Source organism: uncultured Castellaniella sp. (genome assembly GCF_937988725.1).
In the GTDB taxonomy this organism is placed as follows: domain Bacteria; phylum Pseudomonadota; class Gammaproteobacteria; order Burkholderiales; family Burkholderiaceae_B; genus Castellaniella.
In genome coordinates this window covers 848,898-865,270 of record NZ_CALKHS010000010.1, presented here as the reverse complement: position 1 = coordinate 865,270, position 16,373 = coordinate 848,898, and the positions used below count along the sequence as shown (strand labels likewise).

Below are 16,373 nucleotides of genomic sequence, written 5' to 3'. Positions count from 1 at the left end.
AATACCCCCTTATTGGTAGAAGCTGCGGGCCAGGGAGCCCAGCAGCAGATGCCAGCCGTCGGCCAGCACGAACAGCATCAGTTTGAAGGGCAGCGAAATGGTGACGGGCGGCACCATCATCATCCCCAGGGCCATCAGCAGGCTGGCCACCACCAGGTCGATGATCAGGAAGGGGATGAAAATCGTGAAGCCGATCTGGAACGCGGTCTTCAGTTCGCTGGTGACGTAGGCCGGGACCAGCACCCGCAGCGGCGTGGCTTCGGGGGTGTCCAGCGGCCCGACCTTGGCCATCTCGGCGAACATGCTGAGGTCGGCCTCGCGGGTCTGGTGCAGCATGAAGGTCTTGAGCGGCTGGGCGCCCCGGTCAAGCGCCTGCTCGAAGCTGATCTGGTCGTTGGCCAGCGGCTGGTAGGCCTGGCTGTAGATCTGGTCGAACACCGGCGACATGGTGAAGAACGTCAGGAACAGGGCCAGCCCCACCAGGATGGTGTTGGGAGGGGACACGCCGGTGCCCAGGGCGTTGCGCAGCAGCCCCAGCACGATGATGATGCGGGTGAAGCTGGTCATCATCAGCAGGGCCGCCGGCAGGAAGGACAGCATGGTCAGCATGACCAGCGTCTGCACGCTGAGCGACCAGGTTTCCGTGCCGTTGGGGCCCGGCGTGGCCGTCAGCGCGGGCAGCGTCGCCTGGGCCAGCGTGCTGCCGGGCCAGATCAACAGCAGCAGCAGGCCGGCCGACAGGCCGCGCAACGCCAGAGCGCCGGCGGGGGTAAGGGCGTGTGTGCGGAAAAACCGGCGGAACATCAGGATCTCGACAGGGTCTTGCTCAGCGACTCGGCGAAGCTGGCCGGCTCGGCCGGCGCATCGGGCGCGGCCGGCAAGGTGTGCAGCAGCGTGACCTGCTGGGGCGTCACCCCGAGGACCAGGCGGGTGTCGTCGATCTGGACGACGGTCAGGGAACAGCGCGCCCCCAGGCTGTGGGAGCCCAGCACGCGCAGATTGGCGGCCCGGTTCGGGCTGCGGATCCAGCCTCCCCGGCGGGCCATCCAGGCCAGCGCCAGCAGCAGGACCAGGATGAACAGCAGCGCCAGGATGACGCGCAGGATCTGGGCCTGGTCCATCGGCGGTCAGCGGCGGTTGTTCAGCCGGGCGATCCGGTCTGAAGGGGTGATGATGTCCGTGACGCGGATGCCGTACTTTTCATCCACGACCACGACCTCGCCCTGGGCGATCAGGTAGCCGTTCACGTAGATGTCCATGGGCTCTCCGGCCAGGCCGTCGAGCTCGACCACCGAACCCTGGCCCAGTTGCAGGATGTTCTTGATGGTCAGGCGGGTGCGGCCCAGTTCGACCGACAGCTGGACGGGGATGTCCATGATCATGTCGATGTCGCTGTCGGCATCGGCGGCCTGTCCGACCAGGGGCTGGAAGACTTGCGCGGCCGCGGGTTGCGCGGCGGCGGCCGTCGGCGCGGCGGCGGCCGTCGGCGCGGCGGCGGTCTGCTCGGCCAGGGCGGCGGCCCAGTCGTCCTCGGCGCCCAGGCCGGCGGCCTGGGTGGGCTGGTCGTGCGCCGTCTGCTGCTGTTCGGCCAGCGCTGCGGCCCAATCGTCCTCCAGGTTGGGGGTCGGGGCGGGATCCGTCCGGCTGGGATCCTGGGTGTCGTCGTCTTTGATGTCGCTCATTTCTGTGTGCGGGCTAGCAGTTGGTCGGAATCCCCGGGCGTGGCCAGGATCTTGTGGACGCGCAGGGCATAACGGCCGTTGAAGGTCCCGTAGCTGCAATCCAGCACAGGAACGCCTCCGACGCGGGCCGTGACATTGGGTTGGACGTCGACCGGCAGCACGTCGCCGACGGACAGGTGCAGCAGTTCGGCGATGGACGTTTCGATGCGGGCGAATTCGACGCTGAGTTCGACCTCGGCGCTGCGAACCTCGCGCGAGAGCTGCTGGGTCCAGCGCTGGTCGATGGAGTCGGCGGCCGATTCCTGCAGCGGACGCGTCAGGATGTCGCGGATGGGCTCCAGCATGGAATAGGGCAGGCAGACGTTGAGCTTGCCGCCCGAGGCGCCGAGTTCGATGTTGAAGGTGGACAGCACCACCACGTCGTTGCCGGAACCGATGTTGGCGAACTTGGTGTGCATTTCCGATCGCATGTATTCGAATTCGATCGGATAGACGTTGTCCCAGGCCTGGCCGTAGCATTCGAGCGTCAGGTTGAGCAGCCGGCGGATGATGCGCTGTTCGGTATTGGTGAAGTCGCGGCCCTCGACCCGGGTGTTGTAGCGGCCATGGCCGCCGAACAGGCTGTCGATGACCAGAAACACCAGGTTGGGGTCGAAGGTGAACAGGCTCGTGCCGCGCAGCGGCTTCATGGCGACCATGTTCAGGTTGCTGGGGACCGGCAGGTTGCGCTCGAAGTCCGAGTACTTCTGGATCTTGATGGCGTTGACCGTGATGTCCGCGTTGCGGCGCATGAAGCCGAAGAACATGGACCGCAGGCGCCGCGCGAACCGTTCGTTGATCAGTTCCAGCGTCTGCATGCGATGGCGCACGACCCGGTCTGGAGACCCCAGGTCGTAGGGTCGCACGCCGTCCTGCGGCGTGTCGTCGGAAGCGGGCGCCGAGGATTCTTCGCCGGTGACCCCTGCCAGCAGGGCATCGACTTCATCCTGGGAAAGCATGCTCTGGTAAGGCATTACTGCACCACGAAGGCTGTGAACAGCACGTCGGTCAACTGGGGACCGGGCAATTGCGCCGCGAAGGGGCGGGAAAGCTCGGCCTTGATGGCGCCGCTGAGCGCCTGGCGACCGTCGGGCGTCTGGATCTTGGCGAGTTCCTGAGCGGACAGGACCTTCAGGATGCGGTCGCGGACTTCGGGCATGTAGTCCTGGATCTGCTTGCGCGAGGCGTCGTCGGCCAGGCGCAGGGTGATCGCGGTGTACAGGATGCGGTTGCGGGTTTCACCATACAGCGTGACGGTGAAAGGTTCGAGCTCTGCGAAGATGGGGGCCGGAATGACGGGCGGCGCCGCAGGGGCGGCGGCCTGCCCGGCGGGGGCGGGGCTGGACATGCCGGTTCTGTTCAGGAACAGCATCGTGCCGCCGATGGAGGCGCCGATGATGACGATGAGCAGAAGGATGAATTTAAGTAGCCTGAGCATGGTTCCGGTTCAATGTGTCACAGGGATCGGGAGGCTGCATTGTAATGCCTGGGTCGCCCGGTGTAACAAAAGGATTTCACACAAAGGTATCCACCAGGGCGTCCGGGCGGCTGACCGGACGGGGGGTGGATGCGGAAGCCGCCGCGCTGTTCGCCACCGTGGCGCCGCCATCCAGGCTGAAGGCCGAGCCGTCCGGGGATGCCGAGCCCTGGGGCGCCTGGCCGAACTGCTGCTGGCCGGGCTGCTGGTCGCTGACGTTGGCCTGGCCCAGCGACAGTCCGGCCTGGGCCAGTTGCTGTTCCAGGTGAGGCAGCGCGTTTTCCAGCGCCTGCCGGACATTGGCGTGCGGCGAGACGAAAGAGGCCTGGGCCAGCGCGTCGCCCAGGTGCAGGGTGATGTGGATCGGACCCAGTTCCGGCGGGTTGACGTGCATCGTGACGGTATGCCCGGCCGCCGCGCCCGATTGGGTGAGGCTCAGCACCTGGCGGCTGAAATCCTGGGGCCATTGGGGACTGCCGAGCGGCGTGGGCACGGCCAGCTGGACCGGCGCCTGGGCTGCGGGGCCGGAAGCTGCGGGCAGCAGGGTGGCGCCCAGCGGAGCGGCCTGCGCGGCTGCCGACATGTCCTGCGCGGCGGACACGGGCGCGGCCTGCGGTCGGACAGCGGCGCCGAGGGCGGCGGCAAGAGGCGTCGCCGCCGGGGTTTTGCCGTCGGCGGCGGCCGGCGGCAGGGCGCCTGCGCGGCTGCCAGCGGGGCGATGGGCCGAGGGAGCTTCGGATTCGGCGGCCTGGGGCCGTGTCTGCGCGCCGGCGGCGGAAATCGCCTGCCCGAGGTTTGCGCGGGCGGAGCGGGATGCCGGAGCGGCGTCGGCGGCGGGATCCGCCGGAGCGTCGGCGCGCGTAGGCAGGGGCGCGGCATCGGACACGCGCTTCGAGGAAGCCGCCGCGCCGGCCGCGGCATCGACGCCGTGCCGGGCCGCGCCGGTCTGGTGCCGCAGGGCGGCCGGTGTCTGGATCGCGGGCTGCATCAGCGGCAGGGCGGTGCTGTCCAGGATCAGGGCCAGGGTTTCGTCCGGGCCGAGCGGGTCCTGCTTCTTGCCAGCGTTGGCGCGCGCGGGATCGGCGCGGCCCGTCGAGGGCGCGGCCGCAGCCTTGTCGCCCGCCGCCGCGCCGCGCTGGCTGGAGAGCACGTTCGAAAATGCGGGAGTGTCCCGGGCCGCCCCCGCATCCGCCGCGCGCGCCGGAGTGTCGGCGGGCGGCTGGCTGGCGTGGGCGGCAGGAAGAACGGGCATGTTCATGGCTTGGGCGGATTCAGTGAGACTGTCGCAAACGTCGGTACAGACCGGCAGCGGCTTCGTCGCTGGCGCGCTGTTCGCGACGTTGTTCGCGAGCTTGGAGCTGGCTGAGCTGGCGGGCCTTCAGGGTTTCATACGAGTTCAGGCGACGCTTTTCGTCATGCCACTGCTGGCGTCCCGCGGCGATTCGCGTGTCGATCTGGGCGAGGATTCTATTTTGCTGGGAAATGGCCTCGTCCAATGTGGCAATAAAGTGCCTAAAGTTGTGGTAATTCGAGGCCGTTACACCGCCCTCGGTGGTGTTCTGCAGGCGCTGGGTGTAATCGCTGCGGTAGCCGTCCAGGGTGTTGAGCTGCCCCTGGGCTTCCCGGCGCTGGGTGCCGAGTTCCGCCAGCGCGCGTCCGGCCTCGTCCAGCTTGTCCTGAGTCAGGTTGATCAGGACGTCGAGCGGAGTTTCAGGATTCATGGGAGATCTCCTGTCCCAGGACGCCGGCCAGGGCGGCGACGGCGGCCGGGTAGTCCACTTGCACGTCGATACCCTGCTGCAGATAGCCTTCGAGCCAGGGATAGCGCTCGATGGCCTGGTCGATTTCCGGGTCGTTTCCCGCAGTATAGGCCCCCACCGCGATCAGGTCGCGGTTGCGCTGGTAGCGGGACACCATGCGCTTGAACTGATGGACGCAGCGGAACTGGCTGGCCGGCACGATGGCCGACATGACCCGGGAGATCGATGCCTCGATGTCGATGGCCGGGTAGTGGCCGGATTCCGCCAGGGTGCGCGATAGCACGATGTGGCCGTCCAGGATGGCGCGTGCGGAGTCCGCGATTGGATCCTGCTGGTCGTCGCCCTCGGTCAGCACCGTGTAGAACGCGGTGATGGAGCCGGCGGGGTGGTCGCCTTGCGGCGCCCCGTTGCCGGCCCGTTCGACCAGGGCGGGCAGCTTGGCGAAGACGGAGGGCGGGTAGCCCTTGGTGGCGGGGGGTTCGCCGATGGCCAGGGCGATTTCGCGCTGCGCCATGGCATAGCGCGTGAGCGAGTCCATGATCAGCAGCACGTGCTTGCCCTGGTCGCGGAAGAACTCGGCCAGCCGCGTGGCGTAGACCGCGCCCTGCAGGCGCAGCAGGGGCGAGACGTCGGCCGGGGCCGCGACCACGACCGAGCGGGCCAGGCCGTCGGCGCCCAGGTTCAGTTCGATGAATTCCTTGACCTCGCGTCCGCGCTCGCCGATCAGGCCGACCACGATCACGTCGGCCCGGGTGTATCGGGCCATCATCCCCAGCAGCACGCTTTTCCCGACGCCCGAGCCCGCGAAGAGCCCCATGCGCTGGCCCCGGCCCACGGTCAGCAGACCGTTGATGGCGCGCACGCCCACGTCCAGCACGGTATCGACCGGGGCGCGGGTCAGGGGGTTGATCTGGGTGGCCGCCAGGGGCGCCATGTCCAGGTCGGTGGGCAGCGGCCTGCCATCCAGCGGCCGGCCGGCGCCGTCCAGCACCCGGCCCAGCAGGGCCTGGCCGACGGGCAGGTGGCGCGCCTGGTCCGCGCCGACGGGGGGTGCGAAATCGACGCGCGGCGCGACGGGCAGGGGAACGGGGTCCAGCAGCAGGGTTTCCGCGGGCACCACGCGCGCGCCGGGAGGCAGGCCCGTGATGTCGCTTTGCGGCATCAGGTACAGCGTGTCGGCGTGGAAGCCGACGACTTCGGCGTCGGCCCACAGGTCGCGTCCCGGCGATACCTGCACCTGGCAGGCGGCGCCGACCGGCAATTGCAGGCCGGTGGCCTCCAGGACCAGGCCGGTGGCCCGAGTGACGCGGCCCTGGCGGCGCGTGGGCTGGCGGGCTTCGATCCGCTGCTCGCAGGTCTCCATCTGGGCGCGCCAGCGTGCGCCGGCGCTGTCCAGGGCGGAATCAGCGGCCGTCATGGCGGTGGGCCGCCGAGGCCCCCGTTTTCTGGCCCAGGGCCGACACGATGCGCTGCCAGCGGGTTTCCAGCGTCGCGTCCACGGAGCCCAGGGCGGTTTCCGCCATGCAGCCGCCCCGCGTAATGCGCTCGTCGGCGATCAGGCGGTAGCTGGCATGGTCGGGGGTCTGCTGCAGCATCGTGCTGACCAGCCCCAGGTCGTCGGGGTGCAGGCGCAGGTTCAGCGGGGCGCCGGGCTCCGGCCGGGATTGCAGCACGTCGCGGACGACCGCGAGAATGTGATCGGGGTGTTCCCGCAGCTGGTCGCGCAGCACCTGTTCGGCGATGCGGGTGGCCAGGCTGATCAGGGATTGGCCGACTTCCGCTTCCAGTTCGTTCAGGGCGCCGGCGCAGGCCTGGGCCATGGCGTCCAGCCGGGCAGCCTGTTCCCGGACCAGGGCGGCGCCTTCGGTGTGGCCGGATTCCAGGCCCTGGGCGTGGCCTTCGGCGCGGCCCGCCGCCAGGCCTTCCGCATGGCCTTCGGCCCGGCCGATCTCCAGGCCCTGGGCGTGGCCTTCGGCGCGGCCCTTGTCGTAGCCTTCCTGGTAGCCTTTTTCCAGGCCTTCCTGGCGCGCCTGGGCCAGGGCCTGGGCGCGGCGGCGCAGCGCGTCCGCCTGGGCCGGCTCGCTGTCGGAGGCCCGGCGCTTGTGCTGTGTCCGCAGGGATTCCAGGGAGTCCATTTCCCAGCGCTGCCAGCGGGCGCGCGTCTGGAGGTCCGAGGAAGGCTTGTCAGACATACTGATCGTTGCCCATGCTCAGGTTGATCTGGCCCGCGTCGGCCAGCTTGCGGGCCACCATGAGGATGGCCTTCTGTTCCGTTTCGACGCGGGACATGCGCACCGGGCCCTGGGCTTCGAGGTCGTCGCGCAGAATCTCGGCGGCGCGGTTGGACATGTTCTTGAAGAACTTGGCGCAGAGCTCTTCGCTGGCGCCCTTCAGGGCGATGGTCAGCGAAGCCGTGTCGATTTCCTTCAGGATCAGCTGGATGGCCGCATCTTCCACGTCGGCCAGGTTGTCGAAGACGAACATCTCGTCCACGATGCGCTGCGCCAGGTCGGCGTCGATCTCGCGCAGGCTGCTGACCACGGCTTCTTCTTCCGTGGTGTTCATGAAGTTCAGGATCTCGGCCGCGGTGCGCACGCCGCCCATCTTCGAGCGCTTGGCTCCCTGGCCGGACAGGACTTCGTTCAGGACGTCGGTCAGTTCGTGCAGGGCGGCCGGCTGCACGCCGCCGAAGGTGGCGATGCGCATCATCACGTCGTTGCGCGATCGCTCGTTGAGCAGGGCCAGCACCGCCGAGGCCCGGTCGCGTTCCAGGTGCACCAGGATCGTCGCGATGATCTGCGGGTGCTCGTCGGCGATGAGTTCGGCGACGTTGGACGGTTCCAGCCAGTTCAGGGCGTCGATGCCCGATCCCGTGCCTTCGCCGGCTTCCAGGATGTCCTCGATCAGGCCGGCGGCGCGATCGGTGCCCAGGGCCTTGGTCAGGACCGAGCGGATGTAGTCGTCGGATCCGAGGGTGACGGCCATGAACTGGTCCGCTTCACGGCGGAAGTCCTCCAGGACCTGGTCGACGTCGGCGCGCGTGACCTGCTTCAGATTGGCCATGGCCGAGCCGATCTGCTGGACCTCGCGCGAGGACAGGTATTTGAAGACTTCGGCGGCGGCATCCTCGCCCAGGGACATCATGAGGATGGCGCAGCGGTTCAGATCGGGTTCAGGATTTGGCATTCTTGGGGTCCATCCAGGATCGCAACACCATGGCGACGGCGCGCGGGTCGCGCTTGGCCAGTTCGCGGGCGGTGTCCAGGTTTTCCTCGTAGCGGTTCATTTCGGACGCCCTCAGTTCGTCCTGGCGGCGCTGCTCGCGCATGGTTTCCAGGTGGGCTTCGTTCTTGACGCGTTCGACCTGGGCGTTGGCAAAGCCTTGCACGATGGGGCGCACGACCGAGCGCCACAGGAAGAACAGCACCACCAGGATCAACAGGACCTTGCCGATCTGCAGCGCCAGGTTCTGGTATGCGGGGTTTTCCCAGGGCTTGAAGGCGGGTTCCTGGTTGGTGAATTCGCTGTTCACCACGCTGAGGGTGTCGCCCCGATCGGCCGAATAGCCCATGGCCTGCTTGACCAGGGCGTTGATGTTGTCCATCTCGGATTGATCCAGCGGCGCGGGTTTGCCGTCCTTGTCACGATAGTTCACGACGACGGCCACCGACAAGCGCTGGACCGTGCCCAGTTCGCTCTTGACGTGGCTGATCGTGCGATCGACTTCGTAGTTGACGGTCGCGTCGTTGCGCGCGGAGCCCCGACTGGCGGGCGTGGGCACGGGCACGCCGTTGACCGTGCTTTGCTGCTGGGTCTGGCCCTGGGCGCCCTGCTGGGCCGGGTTCTGGCCGTTGGCGCCAGCCTGGGCCGGCGGGGTGGCCGGCGTGGTCTGGATGGGGGCGGCGGCATTGGCCGGGGGCTGGTTGGTCAGGGCGCCGGGCACGCCTTCGGGCGAGGACACGCCGTTCTGCACGGAGTCGCTGGTCTGCTTGCTGCGCACCGCCGCCGTGCCCGGGGTTTCGTTGGGCCGGTAGACTTCGGAGGTCTGTTCGCGCTGGGAAAAATCGACGTCGGCGCTGACCTGGGCGCGGACGTTGCCCTGGCCGACGATGGGGGTCAGCAGCGTCAGGATGCGCTGGGAGGTGCGCTGCTCGATGTCGGTGACGAAGTTGCGCCGGGTGCTGTCCATGCCGGCTTCGCCGCCCGGCTTGGACAGCAGGTGGCCGTCCTGGTCGACGATGGACACGTTCTCGGCATTGAGCTTCGGCACGCTGGACGAGACCAGCCAGGTGATGGCCGAGACCTGGGCCTCGCTGAGGCTGCGGGCGGGGTACAGGGTGATCAGCACCGAGGCGGTGGGGGCTTCGCGGTCGCGCACGAACAGCGACTGGCGGGGAATGGCGAGATGCACCCGCGCCGATTTCACTGGCTGCAGGGCTTCGATGGAGCGCGCGAGTTCGCCTTCCAGGGCGCGCTGGTAGGTGACCTGCTCGGTGAACTGGCTGGCGCCGAACTGGGGTTTGTCCAGCAGTTCGAAGCCCACGCTGCCGCCGCGCGGCAGGCCCTGTTCGGCCAGCTGCAGCCGCAGCGCATAGACCTGGTCGGCGGGCACCAGGATGGTGGCGCCGTTGTCGGCGAATTTGTAGGGGATGTTGCGTTGGTTCAGGACCGACACGATGGCCCCGCCGTCGCGGGATTCGACGTTGGAAAACAAGGTCTTGTAATCGGGTTCGCGCATCCACATGGAGGCGACGACCAGTAGGGCGACGACGGCGGCGACCAGGCCGAGCAGCACGGGGCGCGGCAATGCGGTCAGCCGCGCCAGGGCGGGATTTTTGTTCATCCAGTCGGCAATCGGGTTCATCGAGCGGGAGATACAGAGGGGGCCGCCAGGCTGCGCCCGGGCCAGAAACCGTGGGTCTGGATGATGTGCATGCTGATGCGGCAGTATGGAAGGTGGATGGCCGCCATTATGGCGGGGATTGCGGTTCGGGCAAGCCCTGAAAAGCCCCGCTTTTGGGGCTTAGTTAAGTTGATATCGCGAATCGCTCAAATTGCCGGGACTTGTTCCCGCTATTGGCGGCCTAGCGATCAGGATGCCGCGCGTATAGTACAACGCGGGTCCATGCCGTCATGGGCCGGCATCCGTCAGCAACCTTTTTCGATGACTCCGACATGATCAATTCCCAGGCCCTGGCCAGCGTTGAAAACCTGCTTTCCCAGATGCGGGCGGTCACGCGCGCATCCCAGGGTCTGACGGCTCAGCCGGCCGTGGCTCAGGCGGATCAGGGGGGCGGTTTCGCGTCCGAACTGGCGCGGACCCTGGACCGGGTGTCCCACGCCCAGAACGCCGCCAATGCCCAGGCGCGGGCCTTCGAGATGGGCGACCCCAATGTGTCGCTCAGCAACGTCATGATCGACCTGCAGAAGGCCGGACTCTCGTTCCAGGCCACGGTGCAGGTGCGCAATCGCCTGGTCGAGGCCTACAAGGAAATCGCCAATATGGCGGTCTGACGACCGGCGCCGCCGTGTCGCGGCGCTAGGACGGTTTCTTCACGACGCCTTCGCCCCCGGTGTCCAGGGCGTACAGCCAGGCCAGCAGTTCGGCGATGGCGACGTACAGCTTGGGCGGAATATGGGCGTCCAGGTCCACCTGCATCAGGAGCCCCACCAGTTCCGGAGACTCATGGATGTACAGGCCGTGCTCGCGCGCTGTCCGGATGATGGTTTCCGCCAGGTTGCCGTAGCCCTTGGCGACGACGCGCGGCGCCTGATCGTCCTGATCGTAAGTGATGGCCACCGCGCTGGGGCGGTAGGAGTCAGCCGGCCGCGACTTCATGTTCTTCGGGATCCGAATCGGTGATGGGCGCGTCCGGGCCTTCCGGGTCGCGGTCCCGCACGGACAGCTGGCTGGCCTGCAGGCCCTGGGCCAGCAGGCGCGAACGCAGCGGCTCGATGGATTGACTCAATCGGTCGGCCGACTGCGGCGCCGTCAGACGCATCACCAGCTGGTCGCCCGACAGACTGAGCCGGGCCTCGACCTGGCCCAGCGTGGGCAATTGCAGGTTCAGGCGGGTGGCCCAGTGTTCCTCGGCGACGGCGGGCGTCTGGCCGTCGTCGGGCTGGCGGCGGCGGACTTCCCATTGCATGTCGGCGCCCGGCCAGGCTTCGCCCTGCCAGATGAAACCCTGGTTGGCCAGCACTTCCAGCTGCTGGCGCACCAGGAACTGGGCCTGCGGGTCGATGCCCGGGATGGGCATGTTCGGCGCGGGATTCTGGGATGCGGCGGCAGCATGGCTGGCGCCGGCCTGGGCCGCCGGAGCGCCGCTGTTCTGCGCGCCCGGGTCCTGGACGGCGGCGGCGTGGGTCTGCTGGATGATCGAGGACAGGGAGGCGGGCGGCCCGCCGGCCTGGGCGGCGGGAAGCGCGCGCCCCGCCATCTGGCCCTGGGGCTCCTGGCGCAGGGCCTGGGCGGACGTCTTGCCGGCCGCCAGTTGGGCCACGTGGGATTCGTAGAACAGGCCGCTGCCCTGGACGGACTGGGACAAGGCCTGGGCGAAGCGCGCCGCCAGGGCCCCGGGCTGATTCAGAGTGGTCGCCACCTGGGCCCAGATCTGGGTGGCGCTGGCGGCCTGGTTCGGAGCGCCGGCAGGGAGGGCCGGGGTTCCGGGGCCCGGCGCGGCGCCGGCCTGGGCGGCATTGCCCGCCGGCTGGCCGGAGGGCGTGAGCAGGGGCGCGCGGCCCTGGATGGTCTGATTGGCCTGCGGGAACTGGTTCAGCAGGGCCAGGATGATGCGCGCCGCGTACCCCAGCGTGGTGGGGGCGGATTGCGTGGCGCCCTGGAAGGTGGTCGAGCGCCCCAGCAGGTTGTCCAGCTGCATTTCCCGGCTGGCCTTGCCCACGGCGGCGCGGCGCTGCCCTTCGGCGCCGGCCTGGTCGACGGCTTCACGGGTGTCGCGCCGGGCGGGATTCTGCAGGGCGCTGGGGTTTTCGGGATTGCCCGGCTGGGGGACGGCCTGGGGGCCGGCTCCCGATGCGATGTTGGCTTGTTGCCCCAGCGTCGTGCCCAGCGCCGCGTCCAGGCGCTGGATGAGCAGGGTGCCGAGGTTGGATGGAGCCCCGATGCTCATGGCTTATTGCGGGCGTACGGTGCTGTAGTACGCCTGGAGGACGGTGCGCTGGCGCTTGATCGTGCCCAGCAGGTGGCTGAGGCGATCGAGTTCCGGCGCCACCAGTTGGCGGATCTGGGCGTCGTCGTCCAGGATCCGGGTCAGCAGTTCCCGCCGGGCGGCCTTTTCCTCGTCATCCAGGGGGTCGAGCTGCTTCAGCCGTTCGACCGCCTGGTGATACTCGGCGCCCAGCGTCACCAGGCTGTCCCACTGCTGCGATTGCGCCATCGCCCGCATGCGCGCGGAGATGTCGGCAATGGCCTGGTAATGCTGCAGGAGTGATTCTTTGGGTGTGCTCAATTGCCGGGCCCCCGAGCTTAGCCGTTGGACGAGGTTTTGAATTGCGGATCGACGGCGGTGTACCAGGCCTCGGCCAGATCGCCGAGCTGCTTTTCGGCGGAGGCGAGCTTGACGGCGTCGCCGTGCAGGTTGGCCTGCATGAGATCGCGGATGATGATTTCGTAGGATGCGATGAGCAGGCGGGCGATCTCGCCCCCCCGTTCGGTGTCGACTCCGGCCTTGAGGCCGGAATCGACGATGTCGATGGCTTTGGAGATGGCCTTGCCGCGTTCGGCGATGTTGCCGTTCTGCAGATGATGCCGCGCCTGCGCCAGCGAGGTCAGCGCCCCCCGGAACAGCAGCGAGATCAGCCGTTCGGGAGAAGCGCTGAGCACCTCGGTTTCAAGGCCGATGGTGGCGTAGGAGCCCGTGGCCCGGGCCGTGCGTGAACGAGGCGCGTACGTCATGATGTGTCTTATTTGCTCTTGGCGCCGTTCAGGGCGCTGAGCTGCTGCGAGAGATAACTGCTGAGCGAATTCATCTGGCTGACCATGGCGTCCAGTTGGGTGAACTGGGCGCGGTAGGTATCCATGCGCTGAGCGATGCGGTCGGACGTTTCTTCAAACTGCTTCTTGATGTCGGCCACGGTCTGGCTCATGCCGTCCTGCGCCGTGGTGAGGGTCCCGTCCGATTTGATGAAGGAGTCCGCCGTGTCGCTGACGCGCTTGCCGATGCCCGTGTCGCTGGTGAACAGCGATTTCACGCCTTCGGCGTTGTCCGCCAGGGCCTTGTCCAGCTTGGCTTCGTCGATGTTCAGTTCGCCGGTCTTGGGGTCGGTGGTGATGCCGATCTGGGACAGATTGGTGCCCTGCGTCGCGTCGAAGCCGCCGGAAACGGCGTCGCGCATGCGAGTCTGCACCGAACGGGCGACGGAGTCGCCGGTCAGGGCGGACGATGTCTGGCTGTCGACATTGTAGGCCGTCAGGGATTTGACGGTGCCCAGCAGGGTGTTGTAGGCCTTGACGAAGTCCTGGATGGCGGTCTTGGCGACGGAATCGTCTTTCGTCAGGTTCAGGCTGGTGGGCGTGCCGTTGGTGGCCTGGTTCAGCGTCAGGGTGACGCCGTCGATGACGTTGTCGATCGTATTGCTGGCGCTGGTGATGTCGATGCCGTTGATGGACAGCTGCGCGTCCTGGGCGGCCTGGCCCTGTTCGACGTTGGCGGCGTCGGCCCCGGCGTATTTCAGGAAGTTGTCCAGGTCGGTGTTGCCCGCGACGGAGATCGAGGTCATGGCGTTTTCCGCCCCGGTTTCGCGGCTGGTCAGCAGCAGGCGGTAGGGGGTGCCGCTGCCGTCGTTGACGACGGTGGCGTTGACGCCGATGTCCGCATCGGCGTTGATGGCCTTGGCCAGGCCGTTGAGCGAGGTGTCCGCGCCCAGGTCCAGCGTCTTGGTGTCGCCATTGGCCAGGGTGACCGACAGGGTGCCGCCGCTGCCGATGCTGGCGGCGCGGTCGGCCTGTCCGGCGTAGACCAGGGTCTGCGAGGTGGCCAGCTGGGTGACGTCAACCGAGTACTGGCCGGCGATGGCCTGGTTGGTCGTGGTGACGGAGATGGCGTCCGAGCCGGTCTTGGCGGCGATGGCGCCGAAGGAGTCGGTCTTGCCCACGGTGTCGGCGGCCTTCTGGAAGGCGGCCACGGCGTCTTTCAGCTTGCCATAGGCGGTGACCTTGGCTTCGGCGGCGGTCTGGCGGTCCTGGATGACGGCGAGGATCTGATTTTCGTTTTTCTGCAGGCTGTCGAGCAGAGTGGTCAGCGGCAGGCCCGAGAGGCCGAGAGAAGAGACGGTTGCCATGGTGGGTACTCCTTTGAAGCATTATGCGCTGGAATCGTGGTGGACAAAACCAGCGGGAGAGGGCGGATTCAGTTGCAGTTCAGTGTTTGGTGCCAGAATGCGGTCAGGCCTTGGTGTCCACGCCGGCGCCTTGCAACTGCACGATCATTTTCGCGATGCGCAGCATGGCTTCGGACGGGATGGTCTTGATGACCTCGCCGCTGGTGTTGTCGACGATGGAGATCACCAGTTGCTGGGCGTCCTTGTCCATCTCGAAACGGACGCCGGTGGCCCAGGCCTTCAGGCTTTCGTTGACGGATTCCAGGGCCTTTTCCAGAGAGGATTTCGGCGGTTCGGGATAGGGTTTCAGCGCCGAGTCCTGCTGGCCCGCCTGCCGGGAGGCGCCCGACTGGGCGTCTTCGCCGGGGGTGGCCTGGATGGCGGGTTCGGGCTTGCCGGCGAGTCGTTCGGAAGCCACGGGGGTCAGACCCAGGCTGGCAGGCGTCAGTTGGTTGCCGATGGGGTGAATCATGTGCATTCCTTTGCGGAAGTCATCCACGTGTTCCGAAAAACAACGACCGGGCATGGCCAGGCGTCGCCAGACTTGATTTCTCACACGGACATAACGGCAGACCCGGGGAAAAGTTTAGGGGATGAACTTGGTGCATACTTGCATTTTATGTTGCGGAGTCCGGATCGACCGATGCCCCTGTCCGAGGATCAGCTGATCGCCCAATACGCGCCGCTGGTGCGCCGCCAGGCCTTGTCGCTGGTCGGGCGCCTGCCCGCCAGCGTCGAACTCGATGACCTGATGCAGGCCGGCATGATGGGGCTGCTCGATGCCGTGCGCCGGTATCAGCAGCAGGCCGACGCCCAGTTCGAGACCTATGCCATCACCCGGATCCGCGGCGCCATGCTGGACGAACTGCGCAGCCAGGACTGGCTGCCGCGCAGCGTGCGCAGCAAGGCCCGGTCCATCGAAGAGGCCGTGCAGGCCCTGCACCACCGCCTGCTGCGCCCGCCCAGCGAAACGGAAATCGCGGACGAAATGGGTCTGGAGCTGTCGGATTACCAGACGTTGCTGGAAGAAGCGCGCGGCGTGCAGGTGCTGATGGTCGAAGACCTGGTGCAGCACCGGGAAGACGCGAGCGGCGACGCCGTGCTGGATTCCGTCGCCGGGTCGGGCAGCGCCAATCCCCTGGACTGGCTGCTGCGCGACGGCCTGCGCAATGCGCTGGTGGATGCCATCCGCAATCTGCCGGAACGCGAGCAACTGCTGCTGTCCCTGCAATTCGAGCAGGACCTGAACCAGAAGGAAATCGCGGCCGTGCTGCAGGTGACGGAAGGGCGGGTGTCCCAGTTGCGGTCCCAGGCCGTCGCGCGGATCCGGGCCTGGCTGTCCAGCCATTCCTGGGAACTCGACGCGGGCGAGGCCGATTTCGAGAATCTGTTGTAGCCGCCGGGACGCGGCGCGCCTGAGCGGCGCGGGGCGCGCTTGTGCGTCCAAAAAGATTTATATAAAATATATCTTATGCGACTGAGACAGCCGCCAGCCTATGAAGAGGGAATCTCGTCATGAACATCGATCGTTTCAAGCATCATCACGTCGAAATCCTGAGCGGCATCGCCGCGCTGCGCAAGCTGGCGCATCAGGGGGTGGCCGACCATGCCATCGACATCGCGCACGAACTGAAGGCCCTGTCGCAGATCGTGACCCAGCATCTGGCCGTCGAGGACCGCATCCTGTATCCTTCATTGGAGCGCAGCGGGGATCAGCGCATGGCCGGCATGAGCCGCGCCTACCAGAACGACATGCAGGGCATCGCCAGTTCGTTCATCAATTTCGCCCGCCGCTGGAGCAACGCCACGTTGCTGTCAAGAAACCCGGATGGCTTCCGCGACGAAGCCAACGTCGTGCTGAAGAACGTCCATACCCGCATGGTGCGCGAAAATCACGAGTTCTACCCCGCCATCGAGGCCATGGAAGAAGCGGTGCATGCATAAAGGTTTCGCGGTCCGCCGGTGATCGCGCCCCGGCTCCGCCCCCCAGGCCCCGTTCCGCTGGACGGGGCCTGATGCGTTTCGGCCGGGGCGCCCGGCGCGCGCCTGAAAGCCATCTATAATCCTTGCCTGGTT

Annotated in this window: 20 protein-coding genes; 3 read left to right on the top strand and 17 right to left on the bottom strand. The window is 67.4% G+C overall.

Going from position 1 to position 16,373, the window contains the following annotated elements:
• Positions 1-9 precede the first annotated feature (9 nt).
• The 11 genes from fliP to fliF form a co-directional block, all read right to left on the bottom strand.
• The gene (gene fliP / locus Q0263_RS14555) at positions 10-804 is read right to left on the bottom strand and encodes a flagellar type III secretion system pore protein FliP (RefSeq protein ID WP_298017630.1); all 795 of its coding nucleotides are present in this window, start codon (positions 802-804) and stop codon (positions 10-12) included.
• On the bottom strand, positions 804-1,121 hold the full coding sequence (gene fliO / locus Q0263_RS14550; RefSeq protein WP_298017628.1) for a flagellar biosynthetic protein FliO: 318 nt from the start codon (positions 1,119-1,121) through the stop codon (positions 804-806). The genes fliP and fliO overlap by 1 nt, the downstream gene beginning before the upstream one ends.
• A 6-nt stretch (positions 1,122-1,127) precedes the next feature.
• Complete coding sequence (fliN, locus tag Q0263_RS14545; RefSeq protein WP_298017626.1) at positions 1,128-1,682, bottom strand: flagellar motor switch protein FliN; 555 nt, start codon at positions 1,680-1,682, stop codon at positions 1,128-1,130.
• Entirely contained in the window at positions 1,679-2,695 is a 1,017-nt protein-coding gene (gene fliM, locus Q0263_RS14540) for a flagellar motor switch protein FliM (protein ID WP_298017624.1), read from the bottom strand. Before fliM ends, fliN begins: the two co-directional genes overlap by 4 nt.
• Positions 2,695-3,159, bottom strand: a complete 465-nt coding sequence (locus tag Q0263_RS14535; protein WP_298017621.1) for a flagellar basal body-associated FliL family protein — start codon at positions 3,157-3,159, stop codon at positions 2,695-2,697. Before Q0263_RS14535 ends, fliM begins: the two co-directional genes overlap by 1 nt.
• 76 nt (positions 3,160-3,235) lie before the next feature.
• Positions 3,236-4,450, bottom strand: a complete 1,215-nt coding sequence (locus Q0263_RS14530; protein ID WP_298017619.1) for a flagellar hook-length control protein FliK — start codon at positions 4,448-4,450, stop codon at positions 3,236-3,238.
• Between the two features lie 19 nt (positions 4,451-4,469).
• Positions 4,470-4,919, bottom strand: coding sequence for a flagellar export protein FliJ (gene fliJ, locus Q0263_RS14525; RefSeq protein ID WP_298017615.1), 450 nt, complete (start codon positions 4,917-4,919; stop codon positions 4,470-4,472).
• Positions 4,909-6,321, bottom strand: a complete 1,413-nt coding sequence (gene fliI / locus Q0263_RS14520; protein WP_298019134.1) for a flagellar protein export ATPase FliI — start codon at positions 6,319-6,321, stop codon at positions 4,909-4,911. The genes fliJ and fliI overlap by 11 nt, the downstream gene beginning before the upstream one ends.
• Positions 6,322-6,361: 40 nt before the next feature.
• Positions 6,362-7,150 carry a flagellar assembly protein FliH gene (locus tag Q0263_RS14515; RefSeq protein WP_298017613.1) on the bottom strand — a complete coding sequence of 263 codons (789 nt, stop codon included), beginning with the start codon at positions 7,148-7,150 and terminating at the stop codon, positions 6,362-6,364.
• Positions 7,143-8,144 carry a flagellar motor switch protein FliG gene (fliG, locus tag Q0263_RS14510; RefSeq protein WP_298017611.1) on the bottom strand — a complete coding sequence of 334 codons (1,002 nt, stop codon included), beginning with the start codon at positions 8,142-8,144 and terminating at the stop codon, positions 7,143-7,145. Before fliG ends, Q0263_RS14515 begins: the two co-directional genes overlap by 8 nt.
• A complete protein-coding gene (fliF, locus tag Q0263_RS14505) occupies positions 8,131-9,801 on the bottom strand; it encodes a flagellar basal-body MS-ring/collar protein FliF (protein ID WP_298017609.1) in 1,671 nt (556 codons plus the stop codon). Before fliF ends, fliG begins: the two co-directional genes overlap by 14 nt.
• Before the next feature lie 332 nt (positions 9,802-10,133).
• Between fliF and fliE the strand changes: the two genes are divergently transcribed.
• Positions 10,134-10,472 carry a flagellar hook-basal body complex protein FliE gene (gene fliE / locus Q0263_RS14500; protein ID WP_298017606.1) on the top strand — a complete coding sequence of 113 codons (339 nt, stop codon included), beginning with the start codon at positions 10,134-10,136 and terminating at the stop codon, positions 10,470-10,472.
• Positions 10,473-10,497: 25 nt separating this feature from the next.
• Here the strand turns inward: fliE and Q0263_RS14495 are convergent, their stop codons facing one another.
• The 6 genes from Q0263_RS14495 to Q0263_RS14470 form a co-directional block, all read right to left on the bottom strand.
• On the bottom strand, positions 10,498-10,797 hold the full coding sequence (locus Q0263_RS14495) for an EscU/YscU/HrcU family type III secretion system export apparatus switch protein (protein ID WP_298017604.1): 300 nt from the start codon (positions 10,795-10,797) through the stop codon (positions 10,498-10,500).
• Entirely contained in the window at positions 10,778-12,088 is a 1,311-nt protein-coding gene (locus tag Q0263_RS14490; protein WP_298017602.1) for a flagellar hook-length control protein FliK, read from the bottom strand. Before Q0263_RS14490 ends, Q0263_RS14495 begins: the two co-directional genes overlap by 20 nt.
• Positions 12,089-12,091: 3 nt before the next feature.
• Complete coding sequence (locus tag Q0263_RS14485) at positions 12,092-12,427, bottom strand: flagellar protein FliT (protein ID WP_298017600.1); 336 nt, start codon at positions 12,425-12,427, stop codon at positions 12,092-12,094.
• 17 nt (positions 12,428-12,444) lie between these two features.
• Positions 12,445-12,873: a flagellar export chaperone FliS gene (fliS, locus tag Q0263_RS14480; RefSeq protein ID WP_298017597.1), complete on the bottom strand. Its 429-nt coding sequence runs from the start codon at positions 12,871-12,873 to the stop codon at positions 12,445-12,447.
• Between the two features lie 8 nt (positions 12,874-12,881).
• A complete protein-coding gene (fliD, locus tag Q0263_RS14475) occupies positions 12,882-14,258 on the bottom strand; it encodes a flagellar filament capping protein FliD (RefSeq protein ID WP_298017595.1) in 1,377 nt (458 codons plus the stop codon).
• 103 nt (positions 14,259-14,361) lie between these two features.
• Positions 14,362-14,769: a flagellar protein FlaG gene (locus tag Q0263_RS14470; RefSeq protein ID WP_298017593.1), complete on the bottom strand. Its 408-nt coding sequence runs from the start codon at positions 14,767-14,769 to the stop codon at positions 14,362-14,364.
• A gap of 171 nt (positions 14,770-14,940) precedes the next feature.
• On the opposite strand from Q0263_RS14470, the gene Q0263_RS14465 reads away from it, so the two are divergent.
• The gene (locus Q0263_RS14465) at positions 14,941-15,693 is read left to right on the top strand and encodes an RNA polymerase sigma factor FliA (protein WP_298017590.1); all 753 of its coding nucleotides are present in this window, start codon (positions 14,941-14,943) and stop codon (positions 15,691-15,693) included.
• Between the two features lie 119 nt (positions 15,694-15,812).
• Positions 15,813-16,241, top strand: coding sequence for a hemerythrin domain-containing protein (locus Q0263_RS14460; RefSeq protein ID WP_298017588.1), 429 nt, complete (start codon positions 15,813-15,815; stop codon positions 16,239-16,241).
• Positions 16,242-16,373 lie beyond the last annotated feature (132 nt).